17 protein-coding genes and 1 riboswitch are annotated in these 19,080 nt (G+C 54.0%); of the genes, 10 read left to right on the forward strand and 7 right to left on the reverse strand.

Features of this window, described 5'->3' with window-relative positions; all coding sequences use genetic code 11:
* Nucleotides 1–590 precede the first annotated feature (590 nt).
* From FY046_RS05180 to FY046_RS05200, 5 genes are all read right to left on the reverse strand, one after another.
* Nucleotides 591–2,018 (reverse strand): carbohydrate porin, encoded by a 1,428-nt coding sequence (locus FY046_RS05180; protein WP_171149902.1) that lies wholly within the window; start codon nt 2,016–2,018, stop codon nt 591–593.
* Between the two features lie 214 nt (nt 2,019–2,232).
* Entirely contained in the window at nt 2,233–2,535 is a 303-nt protein-coding gene (locus tag FY046_RS05185) for a PTS lactose/cellobiose transporter subunit IIA (RefSeq protein WP_446185945.1), read from the reverse strand.
* The gene (locus tag FY046_RS05190) at nt 2,528–3,928 is read right to left on the reverse strand and encodes a glycoside hydrolase family 1 protein (protein WP_446185834.1); all 1,401 of its coding nucleotides are present in this window, start codon (nt 3,926–3,928) and stop codon (nt 2,528–2,530) included. The genes FY046_RS05185 and FY046_RS05190 overlap by 8 nt, the downstream gene beginning before the upstream one ends.
* Before the next feature lie 20 nt (nt 3,929–3,948).
* Nucleotides 3,949–5,277, reverse strand: a complete 1,329-nt coding sequence (locus tag FY046_RS05195; protein ID WP_133843045.1) for a PTS sugar transporter subunit IIC — start codon at nt 5,275–5,277, stop codon at nt 3,949–3,951.
* Nucleotides 5,278–5,288: 11 nt separating this feature from the next.
* Complete coding sequence (locus FY046_RS05200) at nt 5,289–5,603, reverse strand: PTS sugar transporter subunit IIB (RefSeq protein WP_133843043.1); 315 nt, start codon at nt 5,601–5,603, stop codon at nt 5,289–5,291.
* Nucleotides 5,604–5,896: 293 nt separating this feature from the next.
* Here FY046_RS05200 and FY046_RS05205 point away from each other — a divergent pair, with 293 nt between their 5' ends.
* Nucleotides 5,897–6,850 (forward strand): LacI family DNA-binding transcriptional regulator, encoded by a 954-nt coding sequence (locus tag FY046_RS05205; RefSeq protein ID WP_133843041.1) that lies wholly within the window; start codon nt 5,897–5,899, stop codon nt 6,848–6,850.
* Between the two features lie 355 nt (nt 6,851–7,205).
* The gene (locus FY046_RS05210) at nt 7,206–9,137 is read left to right on the forward strand and encodes a methyl-accepting chemotaxis protein (protein ID WP_446185835.1); all 1,932 of its coding nucleotides are present in this window, start codon (nt 7,206–7,208) and stop codon (nt 9,135–9,137) included.
* 80 nt (nt 9,138–9,217) lie between these two features.
* On the opposite strand, the gene FY046_RS05215 is transcribed toward FY046_RS05210, so the two are convergent.
* Complete coding sequence (locus FY046_RS05215) at nt 9,218–10,243, reverse strand: LLM class flavin-dependent oxidoreductase (RefSeq protein WP_167864434.1); 1,026 nt, start codon at nt 10,241–10,243, stop codon at nt 9,218–9,220.
* A gap of 136 nt (nt 10,244–10,379) precedes the next feature.
* Nucleotides 10,380–10,484, forward strand: a riboswitch (TPP riboswitch).
* Between the two features lie 66 nt (nt 10,485–10,550).
* Here FY046_RS05215 and FY046_RS05220 point away from each other — a divergent pair.
* The 8 genes from FY046_RS05220 (at nt 10,551) to FY046_RS05255 (ending at nt 18,158) form a co-directional block, all read left to right on the forward strand.
* Entirely contained in the window at nt 10,551–11,240 is a 690-nt protein-coding gene (locus FY046_RS05220; RefSeq protein WP_446185946.1) for a TenA family protein, read from the forward strand.
* Nucleotides 11,237–11,965, forward strand: a complete 729-nt coding sequence (locus FY046_RS05225) for an ABC transporter ATP-binding protein (RefSeq protein ID WP_133843034.1) — start codon at nt 11,237–11,239, stop codon at nt 11,963–11,965. The genes FY046_RS05220 and FY046_RS05225 overlap by 4 nt, the downstream gene beginning before the upstream one ends.
* Nucleotides 11,962–12,711, forward strand: coding sequence for an ABC transporter permease (locus tag FY046_RS05230; RefSeq protein WP_159337026.1), 750 nt, complete (start codon nt 11,962–11,964; stop codon nt 12,709–12,711). The genes FY046_RS05225 and FY046_RS05230 overlap by 4 nt, the downstream gene beginning before the upstream one ends.
* A gap of 34 nt (nt 12,712–12,745) precedes the next feature.
* Nucleotides 12,746–13,681, forward strand: a complete 936-nt coding sequence (locus FY046_RS05235) for an ABC transporter substrate-binding protein (protein ID WP_212814071.1) — start codon at nt 12,746–12,748, stop codon at nt 13,679–13,681.
* A 192-nt stretch (nt 13,682–13,873) separates the two neighbouring features.
* Nucleotides 13,874–15,088, forward strand: coding sequence for an FAD-dependent oxidoreductase (locus tag FY046_RS05240; RefSeq protein ID WP_227536050.1), 1,215 nt, complete (start codon nt 13,874–13,876; stop codon nt 15,086–15,088).
* Nucleotides 15,089–15,205: 117 nt separating this feature from the next.
* The gene (locus FY046_RS05245) at nt 15,206–16,327 is read left to right on the forward strand and encodes an ABC transporter substrate-binding protein (protein ID WP_446185836.1); all 1,122 of its coding nucleotides are present in this window, start codon (nt 15,206–15,208) and stop codon (nt 16,325–16,327) included.
* Nucleotides 16,328–16,512: 185 nt separating this feature from the next.
* Nucleotides 16,513–16,833: an addiction module antidote protein gene (locus FY046_RS05250; protein WP_238337045.1), complete on the forward strand. Its 321-nt coding sequence runs from the start codon at nt 16,513–16,515 to the stop codon at nt 16,831–16,833.
* Nucleotides 16,834–17,072: 239 nt separating this feature from the next.
* Nucleotides 17,073–18,158, forward strand: coding sequence for a mechanosensitive ion channel family protein (locus tag FY046_RS05255; RefSeq protein WP_159337028.1), 1,086 nt, complete (start codon nt 17,073–17,075; stop codon nt 18,156–18,158).
* Here FY046_RS05255 and FY046_RS05260 read toward each other — a convergent pair.
* Entirely contained in the window at nt 18,155–19,057 is a 903-nt protein-coding gene (locus tag FY046_RS05260) for a LysR family transcriptional regulator (RefSeq protein WP_171149905.1), read from the reverse strand. The two genes, FY046_RS05255 and FY046_RS05260, sit on opposite strands and share 4 nt — an antisense overlap.
* Nucleotides 19,058–19,080: the final 23 nt, after the last annotated feature.

The following is a 19,080-nucleotide window of genomic DNA, read 5'->3' on the forward strand; positions in this document are numbered from 1 at the left end:
TAAGAGATCCCCACAAAAATGAATGGCTGATCATTCGGCTTCAGGTCTGAGGCCAGTTTGAGCACGCCGGATCGGCAAAAGACGCATCCATGCGGGCCTCGGCACGCGGCGTCCCTGCCGCGTGACGTCCGGCTTACCTCAAACTGGCCCCATCCCCGCAGAACGTCTGCTCGCTGCGGGTATTACAACCCCCACCACGTGACAGTCTCTGCGGATTGATTTGAATCAGGGTTTTGGATCTGGGTTTTGACCTGGCTTTTGACGTTGAGGCGGCATTCAGCAGCGCTGAGGAAGCACAGTGAACCAGGACGAACCGCCAGGACGGCGGTGAGAGGGAGAGCCGGCACAGGGATGTGCCGTCACGACCGCTCCGTCGGTGAACGAAGCTGACGATGGCACCCGCTGAAAGCGGGCGATGCGCCTGCCGCAAGCCCGGATTCCAAAGGGCGGGGCGACTGCCGCCCTTTGGTCGCTTCGCCCGCGCAGCGGGAAAGCGAAACGCCCTTGACGTTGACCTGAACCTGAACCTGAACCAGCGTGCAGACCAGCGTCACTGGTCGCCCCTCTGTTCCCGTTTCATCCGCTGACAATCAGAACCAGGCTTCCCACATCGCACCGACGTTAAAGGAGTCGAGCTGCGTATTATCATCGTTGCCGTTGATACGTGCGGTACGCTTGTTATCCACTTCGCCCCCCGTGACGTAGAAGCGCAGCATCGGACGGAACTCCGGCCCCATATCAATGGAGACGTTCTGCGACAGCGTCAGCTTCCAGCCGTGGTTATCGCCGCCCTGATCGTAATCAACACGCTGATAACCCGCTTCCAGCCAGGTGGAGTGCACATCGTTCCACCAGTACATCGGGCGCACGATTGCCCCGTAGTTACGGCGATCATCCGTGTTATCCGCTTTATTCGCGTAGTCGTGGAAGGCCAGCAGATACTCCACCTGCGCCTGCTGCGTGAACTTGTAGTTCCCTTCAAAGCTGGCATAGATCGCCGTCAGCTCGTCGGTTTTATTAAACACGCTGTTATCGGCGTTGTTGGAGTAACGGGTGATCACTTTGTTCACGCCGTTTTCGCCTGTGTGGCTCAGAACCACACCGCCCTGCCAGGCTTTCAGACGCTCTTCACTTTCCACCGCCTTGGAATCAAAGCCGTAGTTGGCGTACAACTCCAGATCCAGCGGGCCGACCTTCATGCCGTGGATTTTGGAGGTGACCGCATAGTTACCTTTGTCGCCAGTGCCCGAGCCGCCGGTACAGCTGATGCGTGACGGGTTGCCATCTTCGTCCATCACTTCAGGATTACAGGACTCTACAGCGGCCACTGTCGCCACATCAAACTTCACGCCGCCGAGTTCGAAGTTTTTCACCCCCGCACCCTGCCCATCATGGTTCATCCAGAAGTAGTCGTTAATCCCCTGCTGTGGACGCTGGTGGAAATCACGTCCGGCCCACAGATACGCATTGGGGTTCGACTCGAACAGATTCGTGACGCCCGCGTAGGCTTTTTTGAGGTTAACCTCATCGCCCCAGTGATCGATCATCACGTTAACGTCCCAGATTGCGCCGTTATCGCCTTTAAAGGCTTTGGAAAGCTGGAACTCACCGCCATTGCCTTCATTGCCCAGACGGCCTATCGCAGAAGAACCATTATAGGAACCGTCGACGCCGACAAACTTCTGGTCACCCCCCTGGAACTGTGCACCGTAGCGAGCGTAGCCCGTGAACTGCACGCCAAACGGAATTGCCTTGTCAGGCGACTGTGCCGTAGTTTGTGGCTCAGTGATCACATCCGCTTTTTTAGCCATGGCACTGTCGGCTTTGGCCTGACGTTCTGCCAGGGCTTTATCGACGGCAGTGTCTATTTTGACCTGACGTTCGGCTAACGCTTTATCCACGGCTCGCGCCACGATGGCGTCGATTTGTGCCTGAGTAAATTCTTGTGCAACGACGGATCCAGAACAAAGGGCTGCCATGACCGCCAGCGTCACGGGCAATTTTTTAAATATTTTCATAATTATCTCAATATTACCCAGCCGTGGTCTTTGCGCGTCACAATGCCGCGCAAAGACGTGTGCGTGAGCGATGTTATTTTGGATAATAACTGTCTTGTTATGGTTTAAATAATACCAACCCCACTACCATAACCAGCAGTTTATTTTATAATACACAGAGGTAAAGACGGATTAATATATTCTGGTAATTAATTTCCTCACTGAATGTTTGATTCTATCGCTGATAGAGATGGATAATTTCTTCGGATAATTCACGGGCCAGTAATGAGGTCATCAGATGATCCTGCGCATGCACCATAATCAAGGTCATCGGCTGCCGGGCTTCTCCGGCATCCTGCTCGATCAGTTTGGTTTGCATCTGATGGGCCTGCCGCGAAAAGCCATCCGCTTCCTGCAACAGGGCTTTCGCCCGGGTAATATCCCCACCACGCGCGGCATGCAGGGCTTCAAAGCACAGGCTGCGCGACTGTCCGGCGTTGACGATGATATCCATCACTGCCTCTTCTAAATCAATCATCATTATCCCCTTCTTCATTAAATCCATGACGGGCGGCGGTGCGGGCAAACCACTCTCCGCTTTTTTTCACCGTGCGCTGCTGCGTGGCTAAATCGAGCTGTACGAAGCCGTAGCGATTTTTATAACCGTTGCACCATGACCAGTTATCAATAAAGGTCCACATGTGGTAACCGAGGCAATGACTCCCTTCACTGATGCCTTTATGCAGCCACTTCAGATGCTCAGATACAAATTCAATGCGGTAGTGGTCATTAATCTGGCCGTCATCAACAAATCGTTGTTCATTTTCCACGCCCATGCCGTTCTCGGAAATAAAGCAGCGCGGGTTACCATAATTCACACGTAAATTAGTCAGAATATCGTAAATACCCGGCTCATAGATTTCCCAGCCGCGATACGGATTCATTTTACGACCGGGCATCTCGTAATTATCAAATAACCACTCTGGCATAAATGGCGATTGCAGATTCACGGCGCTGTCCCGGCACTTGACGCGGCGCGGCTGGTAATAGTTAATCCCCAACAGGTCGATCTTACCGTCAGCGATTAACGCCCGGTCCCCCGGCTGGCAAGCCGGAAGCTGATCGTAGCTTTGCAGCAGGACCATCAGATCGGCCGGATACTCGCCGCGCAACACCGGGTCAAGGAAGCTGCGGTTAAACAGCATGTCGGCATGGTGGGCCGCTTTCACATCCGCCGGGTTCTGCGAACGCGGATAGGACGGCGTCAGATTCAGCACAATGCCAATTTCCCCCGGGTACTGCCCGGCACGAAATGCACGCACTGCCTGCGCATGGGCCAGCACCGTGTGGTATGCAGCGGTCGCTGCCCGCTTAAAGTCCACTACGTTCGGGTAATGGAAGTCGTAAAGATATCCCCCTTCCACCGGGACAATCGGCTCGTTGAAGGTGAACCAGTGCAGCACGCGGTCACCGAACAACTCAAAGCAGAGGTTCGCATAGCGACTGAAAGCCGCCACCACGTCCCGGCTTTCCCAGCCACCCTGCTGCTGCATCGCCATCGGCATATCAAAATGGAACAGGGTGATAAATGGCTGGATCCCCTGCGCCAGCAGTTCATCAATCACGTTGTTATAGAACGCCACCGCTTCCAGGTTAACCTCTCCCGTGCCGTCCGGTATCAGACGGGACCAGCTCAATGAGGTACGGAAACTGTTGTGGTTGAGCTGCTTCAGCAGGGCAATATCGTCACGCCAGTGCTGGTAAAAGGTCGAGGTATCCTGCGGCCCCACCTGCTGGTGAAAACGCGTTGGCTGTTGGCGGTACCAGGCATCCCAGGTGGTTTCCCCACGAGCGGGCTGGCTTTCCCCTTCGGTTTGCAGCGCAGAGCTGGCGCTGCCCCACCAGAAGTCTTTGGGAAATTGATATTTCATCGTTGTGTTCTCCATGATGTTCAGTTGCTGCTGACGGTGCCGCTTAACGGTGCGCTGGCCTGGGCTTTCTGCTCTTCGGTTTTCATTAACGAGCGCTCATAGGCGCGCAGGAATGGCAGGTACATCAGGGCCGACATCACCATACAAATCAGACACATCACTACCGGACTGAACGCCCAGTTAGCTGCCCAGGAAGCCCCGATTGGCGCGGGAGTGGTCCACGGCGTCAGCGACACCACCTGCGCCAGCCAGCCCAGTTTGGTCGCGCCATACGCCAGGCAGGCGTTGATCATCGGCACGCAGATAAACGGGATGAACAGCATCGGATTCATAATGATCGGTGCACCGAACAGGATAGGTTCATTGATATTGAAGAAGCTGGGCACCACGCCCATTTTGCCGATGGTACGCAGATGAGTCACGCGGCTGCGCAACAGCAGGAAAGCCAGAGGCAGTGTTGAACCCACACCGCCGATCAGCAGGTAGTGATCCCAGAAGCCCTGTAAATAGATATGCGGTAACGCCGCTCCGGCGGCCAGCGCAGCCTGGTTGGCCGACAGGTTCGCCATCCAGAACGGGTTCATAATCCCGGTCACAATCAGGGCACCGTGGATACCGGCGAACCAGAAAATCTGGCACAGCAGCACCGACAGCAGGATCGCAGGCAGTGAATCCGATGCCGACACCAGCGGCTCCAGCAGGTGCATAATCGCCTGCGGCATAATCATGCCGGTTTGCGCTTCAATAAACAGATTCAGCGGATGCAGCGTGCCCATCACCACCACCACCGGGATCAGGATTTCAAAGGAGCGCGCCACCCCGGTGGGTACTTCTTTTGGCAGGCGAATGGTAATGTTGTTCTGCTTCAGCCAGGCATAGACGCGCGTCGAGTAGATCGCGGTGATCAACGCGGTGAAAATACCCTGCCCGGAGAGATACTGCGTGGAGATATGACCATCCGCATAAGGGGCCGCCACCAGCAGAAATGCCATAAACGCCAGCAGACCGGACATCACCGGGTCAAGATTAAACTGCCGCCCAAGGCTGGCACCAATCCCGACAGAGATGAAGAAGGTCATCACCCCCATGCTCAGGTTAAACGGCAGCATCAGCTGTTCACGGTAGGTCAGTGAAAAATCCAGCCAGCCACGCGCAAAGCTGTTGGTGGTATCCGCCGAAAAGGGCGGGAAGATAAACACCAGCATAAACGAGCCGATGATCATAAACGGCAGCGCGGCAGTGAAGCCATCGCGGATGGCGATAACGTATTTTTGCTGACCCAGACGCCCCGCCAGCGGGGTGATGGATTGCTCGATAACGGCAATCATTGACTGATATAGCGAACTCATATGAACACCCTTTAGTTTGCTGCGTTAATCAACGACAGCGCGAAGTCCAGCACCTTGTCACCGCGCTGCATGCCGTAATCCATCGGATCGATGGGTTGAACCGGAATACCCTGCGTGGCAGCCTTTTCTGACAGTGTTTTCAGCATATATTTAACCTGTGGCCCCAGCAGCACCACCTGATAACGGGGAAACTGGGTATCGAACTCTGCGACGCCATACGCCTCAATGTCCACCTCCAGCCCTCTTTCATTGGCGGCCTCCACCATTTTTCTCACCAGCATACTGGTGGACATCCCGGCAGAGCAGCACAGCATAATCCTGACCATAATCCGTTATCCTCGAAATGTAATAGAACGTAAATGTGGAAACGATTGGACACCATACGGAAACCGTTTTCCATTTAAGGAAAACAAAAATGTGATACTCATCATAAACGCAGGTGTTAAAGGGTTTTTTCCTGGATTCCCATCACAAAAATGCGGTCGATATGGACAGTTTTGAGGTGATATGGAAAATCGGTTTCCATGAAAATGCAAAGCCGCTATACTGGCAGTGGCGATATTTTGCGCCATTCTTGCGGTATTTTTTGCAGGCTGTTACCGGGTGTCAGGGGAGAAAAATGTCAACAATCAACGATGTATCGCGTTTAGCTGGGGTGTCTAAAGCCACAGTATCACGGGTGTTGAGCGGATCGCGCGGAGTGAAAGAAGCCAGTCGCCTTGCGGTGCTGAAAGCAGCCGAAGAACTCAGCTACCGGCCAAATGTTATCGCGCAGTCACTACTGTCGCAGTCGACGGGCTGCATTGGCGTGATCTGCGCACAGGAGAATATTAACCAGACCACCGGTTATCTCTATGCACTGGAAAAACACCTCAGCCAGCATCAAAAGCATCTGCTGCTGCGTTTCGCCAACAGCAAAACGGGCGTGATGAATGCGCTGGATGAACTCTCCTGCGGCCTCTGTGATGATGTATTGATTATCGGCGCACGTTTCCCGCTGAATATTACGGATGACAACGTCATCCTGATTGACTGTGTCGCTGCCGACACGCCAAACAGCATCCAGTTTGACCATGCGTTTGCCGCAGAGACCGCCTGTAATTATCTGATCAGCCAGGGCCGCCGTCAGATTGCCCTGATCCATCCGGAGGCCAGCGGTCATACCGATCAGGTGCTGCTGGGCTATAAGCTGGCGCTGGAAAACAACTTTTTGCCGTTTAACCGCAATCTGGTGTTTATGGATTCCACCACCTCGTCCGTTGCGGTACAGGTGCTGCTGAATAACGCCACTACCGTTAATTTCAACGCCCTGCTGGTGGCTGACGAGCAGGAAGCACAGCGGGTGATCGGCCAGCTGCAGGCGTTTAATAAAACCGTACCGGGTGACATTATGATCTTCAGCCTTGCCGGTTCGCTGGATCTGCCGGGCATTCCGTCCATTCCTTCGATTGAATACTCCATGGATGCGATGGCAGCACGTATCGTCAGCTGGCTGACAGAGAAAACCCGCGACATGCTGGGTGCATGCGTGCTACGCGGGGATTTGATTATTCCTGATAGCCGCAAACGCTAAGAAATAAACAGCCTGTTTGCGAGAAAGAACGCTGATACCTTGCAATATAAATGTAAAAAAATGTAAAACTCCATTTACATAAAGTTAATTCCACTGACAAAAGTACCCTGTCTGCCAGCAAAACATCAGAAAACGCGTTATTTCATCAGAAATAACGCGCATCAATCTTATAATCAGCCCCCTTATTAACATTAAAAAAACTTTAAAATCAACACACTAAATCCCATCACTGCCCAATAAAAGTCATTTTTAATGAAACCGCTCTCACTGCCGATAAAATCCTGCAGGCACGTGTTTTACCTCCGGAAGCAGAATTATTTCAATAACACTAATTATGTTTAATAAAGGACTTAATATGATTATTTTAAAATTTAACGACTTTTCAATAGGTAAGAAACTTTTTTCAGGATTTATTCTTTTAATCTGCATTATTATCGGTATATCAGGTTACGGTATTTACGCGTTAAAAACGATAGAACATAACTCAATAAAAACAACGCTGACCAATGATATTGGCAACCAGCTGGATGCCGCCCGGCAAAACCGTTTGATTTACATGCATACGGGTGATGATGAGAAAATGAAAGCGAACGGCGATGCCATTAAATCGATGCAAACGCTGATTAAGGATGCCAGTCAGTTCACCTGGCGCGGAGAAGCTCAAAAGCAGTTTGAACAGCTCAGCGCCAATATTGAACGCTACAGTGAGTTACGAACTGACTATTACGATAAAAGCCGCCACAGTAATCAACTCGCTAAAAAACTGCTGCAACAAAGTGATAATCGCTTTCTCCCCAACCTGCAAGATGACTTAAAAAATACCGCATCGGATAGTGACTCTCTCGATAAAATTTTTGATTTACTCTTCGCGTTTTCCCTGCTCAGTGAGGCTGGCAACACACTGATCGCAAAGCATACTCCTGAAACCATATCGGACTTTGACGCATTATATCGCCGCACTGAATCGCTGTATAATGACAGCCTGGCACAATGGCCAGAGGCGACAAAAAACGTATTGACCCCGGTATGGATGCGCTACGAGGCTTTGAAAGCGAGTGCAGAAACGTATTTATCTGCCATCGCGAAAACACAACTATCTGCCGACAACATGGCCCAGGGTGCTAACGAACTGAACACCACTGCAGCCACATTAATTGAAATGCAGACGGAATATAACACCCAGGTAATTTCTCGCACGATCACCATTATCACCCTCCTTTCATTACTGGCGGTGTTTACCGGGCTGGTCACCGCTTGGGCGATCACGCGTAAAATCACACGACCTGTGAGTGAAAATCTTGCCCTGGCACAGCGCATTTCCAGTGGCGATCTTACGGCTCAGATCACCGCCTCCTCCAAAGATGAATTGGGTGAGCTAACCCAAACAATGGGCGCGATGAATACCCGTTTATGCGACATGATCTCGGGCATACGTGAAAGCGTCAGTCACTTAGCCAGTGCCTCATCACAGATTGCCGCAGGGAATACGGATTTAGCGTCCAGAACGGAGCAACAGTCCGCCGCCGTGGTGGAAACCGCCTCCAGTATGGAGGAGCTCACCTCGACGGTACGCCTTAACGCCGATAATGCCTTGCAAGCCAGCAAGCTTGCTGCCAGCGCCAGCGCCGATGCCCGTAAAGGGGGTCAGATCGTCAGTGAGGTGGTCAGCACCATGAATGGCATCGCAGGTAGCTCAAAGAAAATCACTGAAATCATTAGCGTGATCAACGGTATTGCTTTCCAGACCAATATTCTGGCATTGAATGCCGCTGTCGAAGCCGCCAGGGCCGGTGAACAGGGGCGCGGTTTTGCCGTTGTTGCCGGTGAAGTCAGAACGCTGGCGCAACGCAGCGCAGATGCGGCGAAAGAGATAGAGTCGCTGATCAACGAGTCGGTAGCACGTATTGGGACAGGGACTGAACTGGTGAATAAAGCCGGTGACAGCATGGGAGATATCGTCAACTCCGTGAGCCATGTCAGCCAGATTATCGATGAAATCTCTAGTGCCTCTCACGAACAGCGTCAGGGCATTGAACAGATAGGGAAAGCCGTGACCGAGATGGACTCGACCACGCAGCAAAATGCGACCCTGGTTCAGGAATCGTCTGCCGCCGCTATTTCGCTGGAGCAGCAGGCAAAGAAACTGAGTGAGATGGTCGCTATCTTTAAGATCAACACCAGCCGGGTGCATGAAGGCGAGTTTGTTGTCGGATCCTCAAGCCATAACCCCCTTCCCCTCCGCGCACAAACGTCTAAAGCCCTTGAGGAAGAGTGGACCTCGTTTTAAACCGACTACGCCCCGGCGAGTGTGAATAAGATCATCGTTGTCAGGTTCCCCCGGATACCGGGAGAGCCTGACAGCACGTGCTACTCGCGCCAGCCAAGGCCGGGCGCCACATGCTTGAGGATTGCTTCAATAGTGTGCGCGCAGTAGTCCACACCCAACTGGTTCGGCACGGTTAACAGCAGGGTATCGGCTTCGGCGATGGCTTCATCCTGCGCCAGTTGTTTAATCAACTGGTCCGGTTCTGCGGCGTAGCTGCGGCCAAAGATGGCGCGGGTTTTCTCATCGAGGTAACCCACTTTGTCCCCTTCTTTGCCGCTGTTGCCAAAGTACGCACGGTCCATATCATTCACCAGCGCAAAGATACTGCGGCTCACCGAAACACGCGGGGTGCGCGTATGTCCGGCGGCTTTCCACGCTTCCCGGTAGGCGCGGATCTGTTGCGCCTGCTGGATATGGAAAGGCTCACCGGTTTCATCATCTTTCAGCGTTGAGCTTTGCAGGTTCATCCCCAGTTTCGCCGCCCAGACGGCGGTAGCATTGGAACCGGCCCCCCACCAGATACGGTCACGCAGCCCTTCCGAGAACGGCTCCACGCGCAGCATCCCTGGCGGGTTCGGGAACATCGGCTGCGGGTTTGGTTTGGCAAAGCCTTCGCCACGCAGCACATCCAGCAGCACTTCGGTGTGATGACGCGCCATATCCGACTCGTTTTCCCCTTCCGCAGGCTGATAGCCAAAATAGCGCCAACCGTCGATCACCTGCTCAGGAGAACCCCGGCTGATGCCCAGCTGCAAACGCCCACCGGAGATCAGGTCGGCAGAGCCAGCATCTTCTGCCATATACATCGGATTCTCGTAACGCATATCGATCACCCCGGTGCCGATCTCAATACGGCGTGTTTTCGCGCCGATGGCGGCCAGCAGCGGGAACGGCGAGCTTAACTGGCGGGCAAAGTGATGCACGCGAAAATAAGCACCGTCCGCACCGAGTTCTTCAGCGGCGACCGCGAGATCAATCGACTGCAACAGCGCATCGGCCGCCGAACGGGTGCCGGACTGCGGCGAAGGGGTCCAGTGGCCGAACGACAGAAATCCAATACTTTTCATGGGGGTATCCTGTGGGGTGAAACAAATGACGATTGATTAGCAGTATATACCCAAAATAATTCGAGGTGCAGCCAACGCATCTGCGGCTCGAAGTCTGACGGGTGGATTGTAATGAAAAATGAAATCCCGTATAAAAGAGCCCTCCGAGGGGTGTCCTGTATGGGCTGAGATGGCGTAACAAGCCGAACCCTTTGAACCTGATCTGGGTCATGCCAGCGAAGGGACGGGTTGGCAGTTACCTCTGCCCTGTTCACACCTCCGCGTGCCCGGATCTCCACTTAAATGAGGGGATTCAGTGTCTAAAACTATTCAGCCTGTTGATTTCAGCCAGGGTCTGTACGGACGTTTACGCCAGCAGGCCGGTAACGACTGGCAGGACTATGTGGCGCACCCGTTTATTCACCAACTCTCACGCGGCACGCTGCCCGAGAGCGCCTTTCGTCGTTATCTGACGCAGGACTATCTTTTTCTGATTCACTTTGCCCGTGCCTGGGCGCTGCTGGTCAGCAAACTGCGCACGCTGCCGGAAATGCGCGCGGCGACGGCTTCGCTGAACGCCATTGTGGCTGAGCTGCCGCTGCACGTTGGCTACTGCGAAAGCTGGGGGCTGAGCGAAGCGCAAATCATGCGCGAACCGGAAGCGGCGGAAACCATGAACTACACCCGCTACGTGCTGGATATCGGTCACTCGGGTGATGCGCTGGATCTGCTGGTGGCGCTGCTGCCCTGTGTGGCGGGCTACGCCGAGATTGGCCTGCGCCTGCTGAACGCCCCGGAGACGGTTTTACAAGGCAGCCCTTATGCCTCCTGGATCCGCAACTATGGTGATGCAGACTATCTGAACGGCGTTCGTGCCGCCCTCGGTTTACTGGAAACGGTCGGTGAGCAGCGCGGGGCCGAAAGCCGCTTCACCGCCCTGTCTGAGATTTTCACCACCGCCACGCGCCTCGAGTCGGCATTCTGGCAGATGGGACTGAATGCGGTGCACCGGACATGAACCCACCCGGCATTGAGGTGCGCGATCTGACGCTGTGCTTCGGCCCGCGTCAGATTTTCGACCGTCTCAGTTTTACCCTCCCGCCGGGGCGATTTGTTGCCCTGCTGGGGGCCAGCGGCAGCGGCAAGACCAGCCTGCTGAAGATTATCGCCGGGCTGGCGAAGCCCACCTCCGGCACCGTCTGCGGTAGCGATGGCCTGCCGTTGCCCGGGCGTATTGCTTATATGGGGCAGAAAGATCTGCTTTATCCCTGGCTGTCGATCAGCGACAACATCACACTGGGTGCGCGTCTGCGCGGCGAAAACGTGGATGCCGCCTGGGCTGCCCATCTGCTGGAACGCGTCGGACTGCACGGACACGGCAACGACCTCCCTGCGGCGCTCTCCGGCGGCATGCGCCAGCGGGCGGCGATTGCCCGTACGCTGTATGAAAGACGCCCCGTTGTCCTGATGGATGAGCCGTTCTCCGCGCTGGATACGCTGACGCGGGCCAAAATCCAGACGCTGGCCGCTGAACTGCTGGCCGACCACACCGTATTGCTGATTACCCATGACCCGATGGAAGCCTGCCGTCTGAGTCACCACCTGCTGGTGTTGTCTGGTTATCCTGCCGGGATCGACGACACTCACACCATTGGTGGCCAGCCGCCCCGTGCGCCGGATGATGCTGACGTGCTGAAAAGCCAGGCCGAACTGTTGCAGCAGTTGCTGAGGGCCGCAGAATGAGCGGAAAAATCGCCACCAGCGCACGTGGCGTCATGATTTTTACCGGGCTGCTGCTGCTGTGGTGGCTGGCCACACTGAGTGATATTCCCGCCTTTTTGCTGCCGTCGCCCGCCGCTGTTGCCCGCGCGCTGTGGGATGGCCGCGCTTTCCTCGCGTATCACAGCCTGGTTACGGCCTCAGAAGTCCTGATCGGGCTGGTGCTGGGCGTACTGCTGGGGTCGCTGCTGGCGATCGGCATGATCTTCTCCCCCCGCCTGCAACGCTGGCTGATGCCCGTGGTGCTGACCAGCCAGGCCATTCCGGTGTTTGCCCTCGCGCCACTGCTGGTGCTGTGGTTTGGCTTTGGCATCAGCGCCAAAGTGGCGATGGCGGTGCTGGTGATCTTCTTCCCGGTGACCTCTGCTTTCTTTGACGGGCTGAGGCGGGTTAATCAGGACTATCTGGACCTTGCCCGCACCCTGGGTGCCTCACGCTGGGCGCAGCTGCGCCATGTCCGGCTGATGGCGGCGCTGCCTGCTTTTGGCTCCGGCCTGCGCATGGCGGCTGCCGTGGCACCGATTGGCGCAATTATCGGCGAATGGGTGGGTTCGGCCGAAGGGCTGGGTTACGTAATGCTGAATGCCAATGCGCGCATGCAAACCGATCAGTGCTTTGCCGCGTTGTTTATCCTGGTGCTGATGACCGTCTTACTCTGGATGGCGGTCGATGCCCTGCTCCATCGCCTGATCAACTGGGCACCCGAATAATGTTGATTCCCCTTAAATCTGAAAGGAACACAGAATGATGATGAAAACCTGCGCTGCCCTGCTGTTAAGCGGTGCCTGCTCCACCTGCGTCATGGCCAACGAGAAACTGACGCTGGTGCTCGACTGGTATATCAACCCGGACCACGCACCGATTATGGTTGCCGATCAGATCGGGGCATTTAAGGCGGAAGGGCTGGACGTGAAGATTGTCCCCCCGTCCGATCCTTCCCTGCCACCGCGCCTGGTCGCAGCGAAACAGGCGGATCTCGCCATTACTTATCAGCCGCAGCTGCACTTTTTCGCCGATGAAGGCCTGCCGCTGGTGCGCGTGGGCACGCTGATCAATACCCCGCTGAACACGGTGATGACGCTCGATAAAAGCATCACCTCACCGGCAAAACTGAAAGGGAAAACGGTGGGTTATTCCGTGAGCGGTATTGAACAGGCAACGCTGACCACCATGCTGAAGCAGGAGCGCGCCAGCCTGAAGGAGATTAAGCTGGTCAACGTTAACTTCCAGCTGACCAGCGCCCTGCTGGCCGGGCAGGTGGATGCGGTGATTGGAGGTTACCGCAATATTGAAGCGCAAGAGCTGAAGCTACAGGGCAAAGATCCGGTGGTATTTAACGTTGAGGATTACGGCGTTCCGGCCTATGACGAGCTGGTGATTGTGGCGAATCGCGATAGCGTCAATGAACCGAAGGTGAAGAAATTCCTCGCGGCGCTGAAGAAAGGCAACGACTATTTACAGGCCCACCCGGAAGAGAGCTGGCAGGTGTTCGCCAAAGCGCACCCGGAGCTGAATACCGAGCTGAACCATGTGGCGTGGCAGAAAACCCTGCCGCTGTTTGCCAGAGACCCGGCGGCACTGGACGTGAAACGGTATGACGCTTACGAACAGTTTTTGTTGAAGAATAAGCTGATTAAGAAGATCACGCCCGTTGCGCAGTATGCAGTTGAGTTGCGCTAATCGACTAAAACCCTGACGCACCCCCTCAACAGGGTTCGACCGGTAAAAGGTCGAACCCTTCGCAGGCATTAATCTGTCATGATGGACCTTCAGTTCCGGGTCGCCAGTTCCAGCCAATCTGCGCAAATCACCGCTCGCCAAAGATAATGATAACCATTACCATAAACCAGCGATTACCTACCCGGAGCCAACATGAACGCAACGTCCCCTGAACGCATCACCACTGACTGCTGTATCGTAGGCGGCGGCCCGGCCGGACTGATGCTGGGTTATCTGCTGGCGCGCGCAGGCGTGCAGGTGACCGTGATCGAAAAACACGGCGATTTTCTGCGCGACTTCCGGGGTGACACTATCCACCCCTCCACGCTGCAAATCATGCATCACCTGGGCCTGCTGGAGGAGTTACTCAGCCTGCCTCATCAGCGTGCCCCGCGTTTACAGGCAGAAGTAGGGGGTGAAGAGGTCACGCTGGCCGATTTTTCCCGCCTGCCGGTGAAATGCCGCTTTATTGCTTTTATGCCACAGTGGGACTTCCTCAATTTTCTGGCGGCGAAAGCGTCTGCCCTGCCCGCGTTTACCCTGTGCCAGTCCACCGCATTCAGCGAATTACTGTATGACAATGGCAGCGTATGCGGCGTGCGCGCCAGCAGCAACAGCGGCACCTGCGACATCCACGCACAGCTGGTGATCGGCTGTGACGGACGGCATTCGCTGGTCCGGCAGCAGGCCGGGCTGACCGGTCGCTCGTTTGGATCGCCGCGCGATGTGCTGTGGTTCCCGCTGGATAAACGCGATGAGGACCCGGAATGGAATATGGGCCACAAAGGCCCCAAACAAAACTTTATCATGCTCGATCGCGGCAGTTTCTGGCAGTGCGGCTACTCCATTACCAAAGGTGAGTTCGGGCCAATGAAGGCCGCAGGAATCGAGGCGTTTAAACAGCAGGTTGCCGCCGTGGCGCCCTTTCCGGCCGCCAGGCTGGCAGAGATGACCGACTGGCAGCAGGTCAGGCTACTCGATATCCGCATCGACAGACTGGATGCGTGGATGAAGCCCGGCGTGCTGTGCATCGGGGATGCCGCCCATGCGATGTCGCCTATCGGCGGCGTTGGCGTCAACCTCGCGATCCAGGATGCCGTTGCCTGCGCCAACATTTTGACGCCCGCGTTACGCCAGGGGAAAGTCAGCCTGCGCCTGCTGCAAAAAGTGCAAAAACGCCGCCATTTCCCGACCTGCGCCACGCAATTTATCCAGATCAAAATGAGCGGAAAAAAACGCAAAGAGGGCGAATCCAGCCCGCTGCCGCGTATCATCAAGCGCTTTCCTTTCCTGCCTTATGTTTTCGGCTGGATCATCGGGCTGGGTTTTCGTCGTGAGAAGCCGCGCCGCTTTAAAACCCCATCCTGACAAATCCCGTCACGATTTTCGGGTGCGCCGTTTACATTCTGTTTAACTTTCGTTTACTCTCCGGCCAATAATAATGATAACAATTATCGTTTATTAACTGGCCGGGATATTTGTACCATGACAACGCTGAAAACCTTACCCGCTCTGCTGTTGGCGACGCTGCCTTCACTGGCATTCGCCACCACTTACCCGCTGACCGTCACCGATATGGACGGGCAAAAAGTGGTCATCAACCATGAACCGCAGCGGGTGATCCTCCAGGACGGACGTGAAATCCTCAGCCTCGCCTTACTTGACCGTGACAACCCTTTCCAGCGTGTCGTCTCCTGGAACAACCTGATGAAAAAGCAGGATACCGGTAGCTGGAACCTGCTAAAAAAACGCTGGCCGGACGCGGAAAAAATCCTCGATATGGGCTTTTCTGACCAGGGTGAGGTCAACCTTGAAACGGTGATCGCCAAAAAACCAGACCTGATGATTGCCCAGCTGCGCGCCAAACCGGCGCTGAAACAGACCGGGGTACTGACTCAACTGAGTGCGCTGAATATCCCGGTGCTGTTTGTTGATGATGAGCTGCACCCGGTACAGAATACCGCGGCCAGCATTACCCTGCTGGGCAAGGTATTGAATAAGGAAGACAATGCCCGCGCCTACACCGATTTTTATACCCAGAAACTCAACGCCATTCAGGCCGCGGTCAAAAACGTATCACCTAAACCGAGCGTATTCGTTGAGCCGATTGCCGGGATAGGCGGCGGCGGTGAGTGCTGCTTCACCCACGGCCATAACGGCTGGGGCGCGCTGATAGAAGCTACCGGCGCGAAAAATATCGGTTCCGATCTGTTGCCCGGCACCAGCGGCACCATCGCGGTGGAAAAGGTCATCAACCTGAACCCGGATTACTACGTGATGAGTGGCTCGAAGCGCGGGGGTAAAACCAGCCCGGTGATCCCGCTGGGTTACAACACCGAGGTGAGCGAGATTAAGGCCAGCTTTGACAACCTGCGCAATCGTACCGGGGTGAAAGATATTCCGGCGGTAAAAGCAGGCAAAGTGGCGGCGGTGTATCACCACTTCTATAACCATCCGTACAACATTATCGGCATTGAGATGCTGGCGAAGGACCTCTACCCGCAGCAGTTCAGCCAGACGAATCCGACCGCTGACTATCACTACATTATCCGCACCTTTACTAAGCTGCCGGATGAGCCGATCAATATCGAATATCATCCGCAGTAAACTGCCTGCATTGAACTCGTCAATCGCGCTGAAATTCAGCGCGATTTTTTTATTTCAAAAAAAACAATTATTTGTACTTATTCGTGTACAGCTTTTCTTGCGAGGTAGTCACTTGCCTGTCTGTTGTATTTAAACTACAGTTAGAATTATCAAGGATGAAATATCACCATTGACGAGGTAAAGATATGCACAGTAAAGCAATTGAACATGATACTGCCGTTATCGACATGCTCCGTGAGGATCCCGGATTCGCGCAGGTTTACCTGCAAACAGCACTGGAAGATATTTATGAAGACGGTGGCGTCGGTGCTTTTCTGACCGCCCTGCGCCACGTGGTCAATGCCCGTGGCGGCATCGGTGAAATTGCGGCTAAGTCCGGTCTGTCCCGTGAGCAACTTTACCGCACGCTTTCCGAAAAAGGGAACCCGACCATCAAAACACTCACGGCGATCACCCGCGCAGCAGATGTGCGTCTGTTTGCCAAAGCGGCGGGTCAGGCAAGTTAAGCAGGCCATCCTGGGCGGACATACTGCTGAATGCGGGGGTGAGCTGGATCACGCTGATGCCCCACAAAAATCGTTTTCTTTTCAACGTTTTTTTGTGTTAAGACAGTCAGGACACTCAATTTTTCATACACTCATGTATTCACCATTTCATCCGCAGATCACTGAGAAGAGAGCGGTTACTGAGTTTTATTACTGACCTGACAACCAATGGGTTGTTGGCGGAAGATAAGGGAAAAAGAATGCCAATGATATTCGGTGAGTTATCTGGTGCTCCATCATGGGTGCCTGCTGTATTGCTCGTCACGCTCTCATTTGCAGTGGGTTTCCTGGCCCGATTTATACTTTTAAGATTCATCCGATACTGGCAGAGTCGTGACAGAAAGCTCTTCAAATCACTTGAAAAGCATCTTCGTGGATCAATGTTTCTTTTCATCCCCTTACTGTTAATCAATGTAGGGGTTAATTATATTAATGTTAATCCGAACTCACTTTCTTTTATAAGTACAGTCATTAATATATTTATTATATTATCATTTTGCTCTATTTTAATCCGCTTGACTAATGTCGCGCAGGATATGCTTTTTATTCGCTATGACATTAACCTTTCAAATAATCTTCGCGCCCGTAAAATTCGCACGCAGATAATGTATGTCAAAAAGGTCGCTATCGTATTACTGGTGCTATTCTGTCTTTCCCTGGTGTTACTGAGTATTCCTGGGGTTCGAAAATTCGGCACCACAATCCTGGCCGGTGCTGGGGTGGCGGGGATCATCATTGGTTTTGCCCTGCAGAAGTCGCTGGTTAACCTGTTTGCCGGCATTCAGATCGCCTTCACGCAACCGATAAAAATTGATGATGCCGTGGTGGTTGAAAATGAATGGGGATGGATTGAGGAGATCAATCTGACTTATGTTGTTGTGCGTATCTGGGACCTGCGCCGACTGGTACTGCCCATCACCTACTTTACCGAAAACGCCTTCCAGAACTGGACGCGTAATAACGCACAAATATTAGGTTCTGTTTTTCTTTACCTTGATTATTCCATGCCATTAGATCCTCTGCGTAAATATTTTGAAAAAGTCCTCAGTGAAACAAAGCTCTGGGATCAACAGACTCAGGTGCTCCAGGTCACCGATACGACTGACAAAACCATGACGATCCGATTATTAATGACGGCACAGAATTCCCCCACGGCCTTTGATTTACGCTGCCACGTGCGGGAAAAGATGATTGAGTTTATTCAGCAGAATTATCCGCAAAGCCTTCCTCATGTGAGGGCCACACTGACCGATTCTGCTGTGCGATCCTCCGACGTTTCGTCTTAAATCGCCTCTTCTAAAAACGCAATAAATGCTCTTACCTTTGAATTCAGCGCCGAACGTTCGTTGACGCAGGCATAAATATTCATCGGTGAAGACGCGATGTCGCTCTCACCGCTGAGGCCTGAGCAGAATAAAGGGGTGAGTCGCCCCTTGTCGATTAACGGCTGGGCAATAAAGCTTGCCAGACGGGCAACCCCTCCGCCGCTTTCTGCTATTTTTGCAATGATATCAATATCATCACTGACAAATTCGGGATTAAGTTTCGCGTTAACAGGTTGTCCATCGACGATAAATTGCCAGGGGAGAAAACGTCCGTCGGTGGGATAACGAAAAACCAGGCAGGCGTGCTGGCTAAGTTCTTCGGGAGTCCGGGGAGTGCCCGCACGCGCCAGATAAGCGGGGGCGGCGCAGAATATAAAGGGTAATGAGGCGATTTTTCTGGCAATCAGCTGATCGTTGAGCTGCGCCTCAATACGAATACTGACGTCGACGCCTTCCAGACGATGATCGACGTTACGATCGGTACTGATCAGTTCGATATCAATATCAGGGTAAGACGCTTTGAACGCAGGCATTAGTGGAGCAATGACGTACCGACCAAATGCAGCCGTCGTCGCGATACAAAGTGGGCCCTGCGGTTTGGTTTCAATGGCAGCAGCCTGCGAGGCGAGGTCAATATCATGAGGAATGTGACGTACTTTCTCGAAATAACGTTGACCACTTTCGGTTAAGGTCATGCTGCGGGTGGTGCGTGATAGCAGACGCACGCCCAGATGAGCCTCAAGCCGGGAAAGGCTCTGGCTCACCGCCGCCGGGCTCATTCCTTTGGCACGCGCCGCTGCGGCGATACTGCCGTTCTCCACCACGCGGATAAAATTACTCATCAGCCCCAACAGATCCATAGTGTTCCCAATGCCTCATTCGT

The sequence above is a fragment of the Erwinia sp. 1181_3 genome, assembly GCF_052824965.1.

Excerpts from the sequence above, each read along its gene's own strand:
- FY046_RS05180 (WP_171149902.1), bottom strand. The coding sequence starts at position 2,018 with ATGAAAATATTTAAAAAATTGCCCGTGACGCTGGCGGTCATGGCAGCC.
- FY046_RS05185 (WP_446185945.1), bottom strand. The coding sequence starts at position 2,535 with ATGATTGATTTAGAAGAGGCAGTGATGGATATCATCGTCAACGCCGGA.
- FY046_RS05190 (WP_446185834.1), bottom strand. The coding sequence starts at position 3,928 with ATGAAATATCAATTTCCCAAAGACTTCTGGTGGGGCAGCGCCAGCTCT.
- FY046_RS05195 (WP_133843045.1), bottom strand. The coding sequence starts at position 5,277 with ATGAGTTCGCTATATCAGTCAATGATTGCCGTTATCGAGCAATCCATC.
- FY046_RS05200 (WP_133843043.1), bottom strand. The coding sequence starts at position 5,603 with ATGGTCAGGATTATGCTGTGCTGCTCTGCCGGGATGTCCACCAGTATG.
- FY046_RS05205 (WP_133843041.1), top strand. The coding sequence starts at position 5,897 with ATGTCAACAATCAACGATGTATCGCGTTTAGCTGGGGTGTCTAAAGCC.
- FY046_RS05210 (WP_446185835.1), top strand. The coding sequence starts at position 7,206 with ATGATTATTTTAAAATTTAACGACTTTTCAATAGGTAAGAAACTTTTT.
- FY046_RS05215 (WP_167864434.1), bottom strand. The coding sequence starts at position 10,243 with ATGAAAAGTATTGGATTTCTGTCGTTCGGCCACTGGACCCCTTCGCCG.
- FY046_RS05225 (WP_133843034.1), top strand. The coding sequence starts at position 11,237 with ATGAACCCACCCGGCATTGAGGTGCGCGATCTGACGCTGTGCTTCGGC.
- FY046_RS05230 (WP_159337026.1), top strand. The coding sequence starts at position 11,962 with ATGAGCGGAAAAATCGCCACCAGCGCACGTGGCGTCATGATTTTTACC.
- FY046_RS05235 (WP_212814071.1), top strand. The coding sequence starts at position 12,746 with ATGATGATGAAAACCTGCGCTGCCCTGCTGTTAAGCGGTGCCTGCTCC.
- FY046_RS05240 (WP_227536050.1), top strand. The coding sequence starts at position 13,874 with ATGAACGCAACGTCCCCTGAACGCATCACCACTGACTGCTGTATCGTA.
- FY046_RS05245 (WP_446185836.1), top strand. The coding sequence starts at position 15,206 with ATGACAACGCTGAAAACCTTACCCGCTCTGCTGTTGGCGACGCTGCCT.
- FY046_RS05250 (WP_238337045.1), top strand. The coding sequence starts at position 16,513 with ATGCACAGTAAAGCAATTGAACATGATACTGCCGTTATCGACATGCTC.
- FY046_RS05255 (WP_159337028.1), top strand. The coding sequence starts at position 17,073 with ATGCCAATGATATTCGGTGAGTTATCTGGTGCTCCATCATGGGTGCCT.
- FY046_RS05260 (WP_171149905.1), bottom strand. The coding sequence starts at position 19,057 with ATGGATCTGTTGGGGCTGATGAGTAATTTTATCCGCGTGGTGGAGAAC.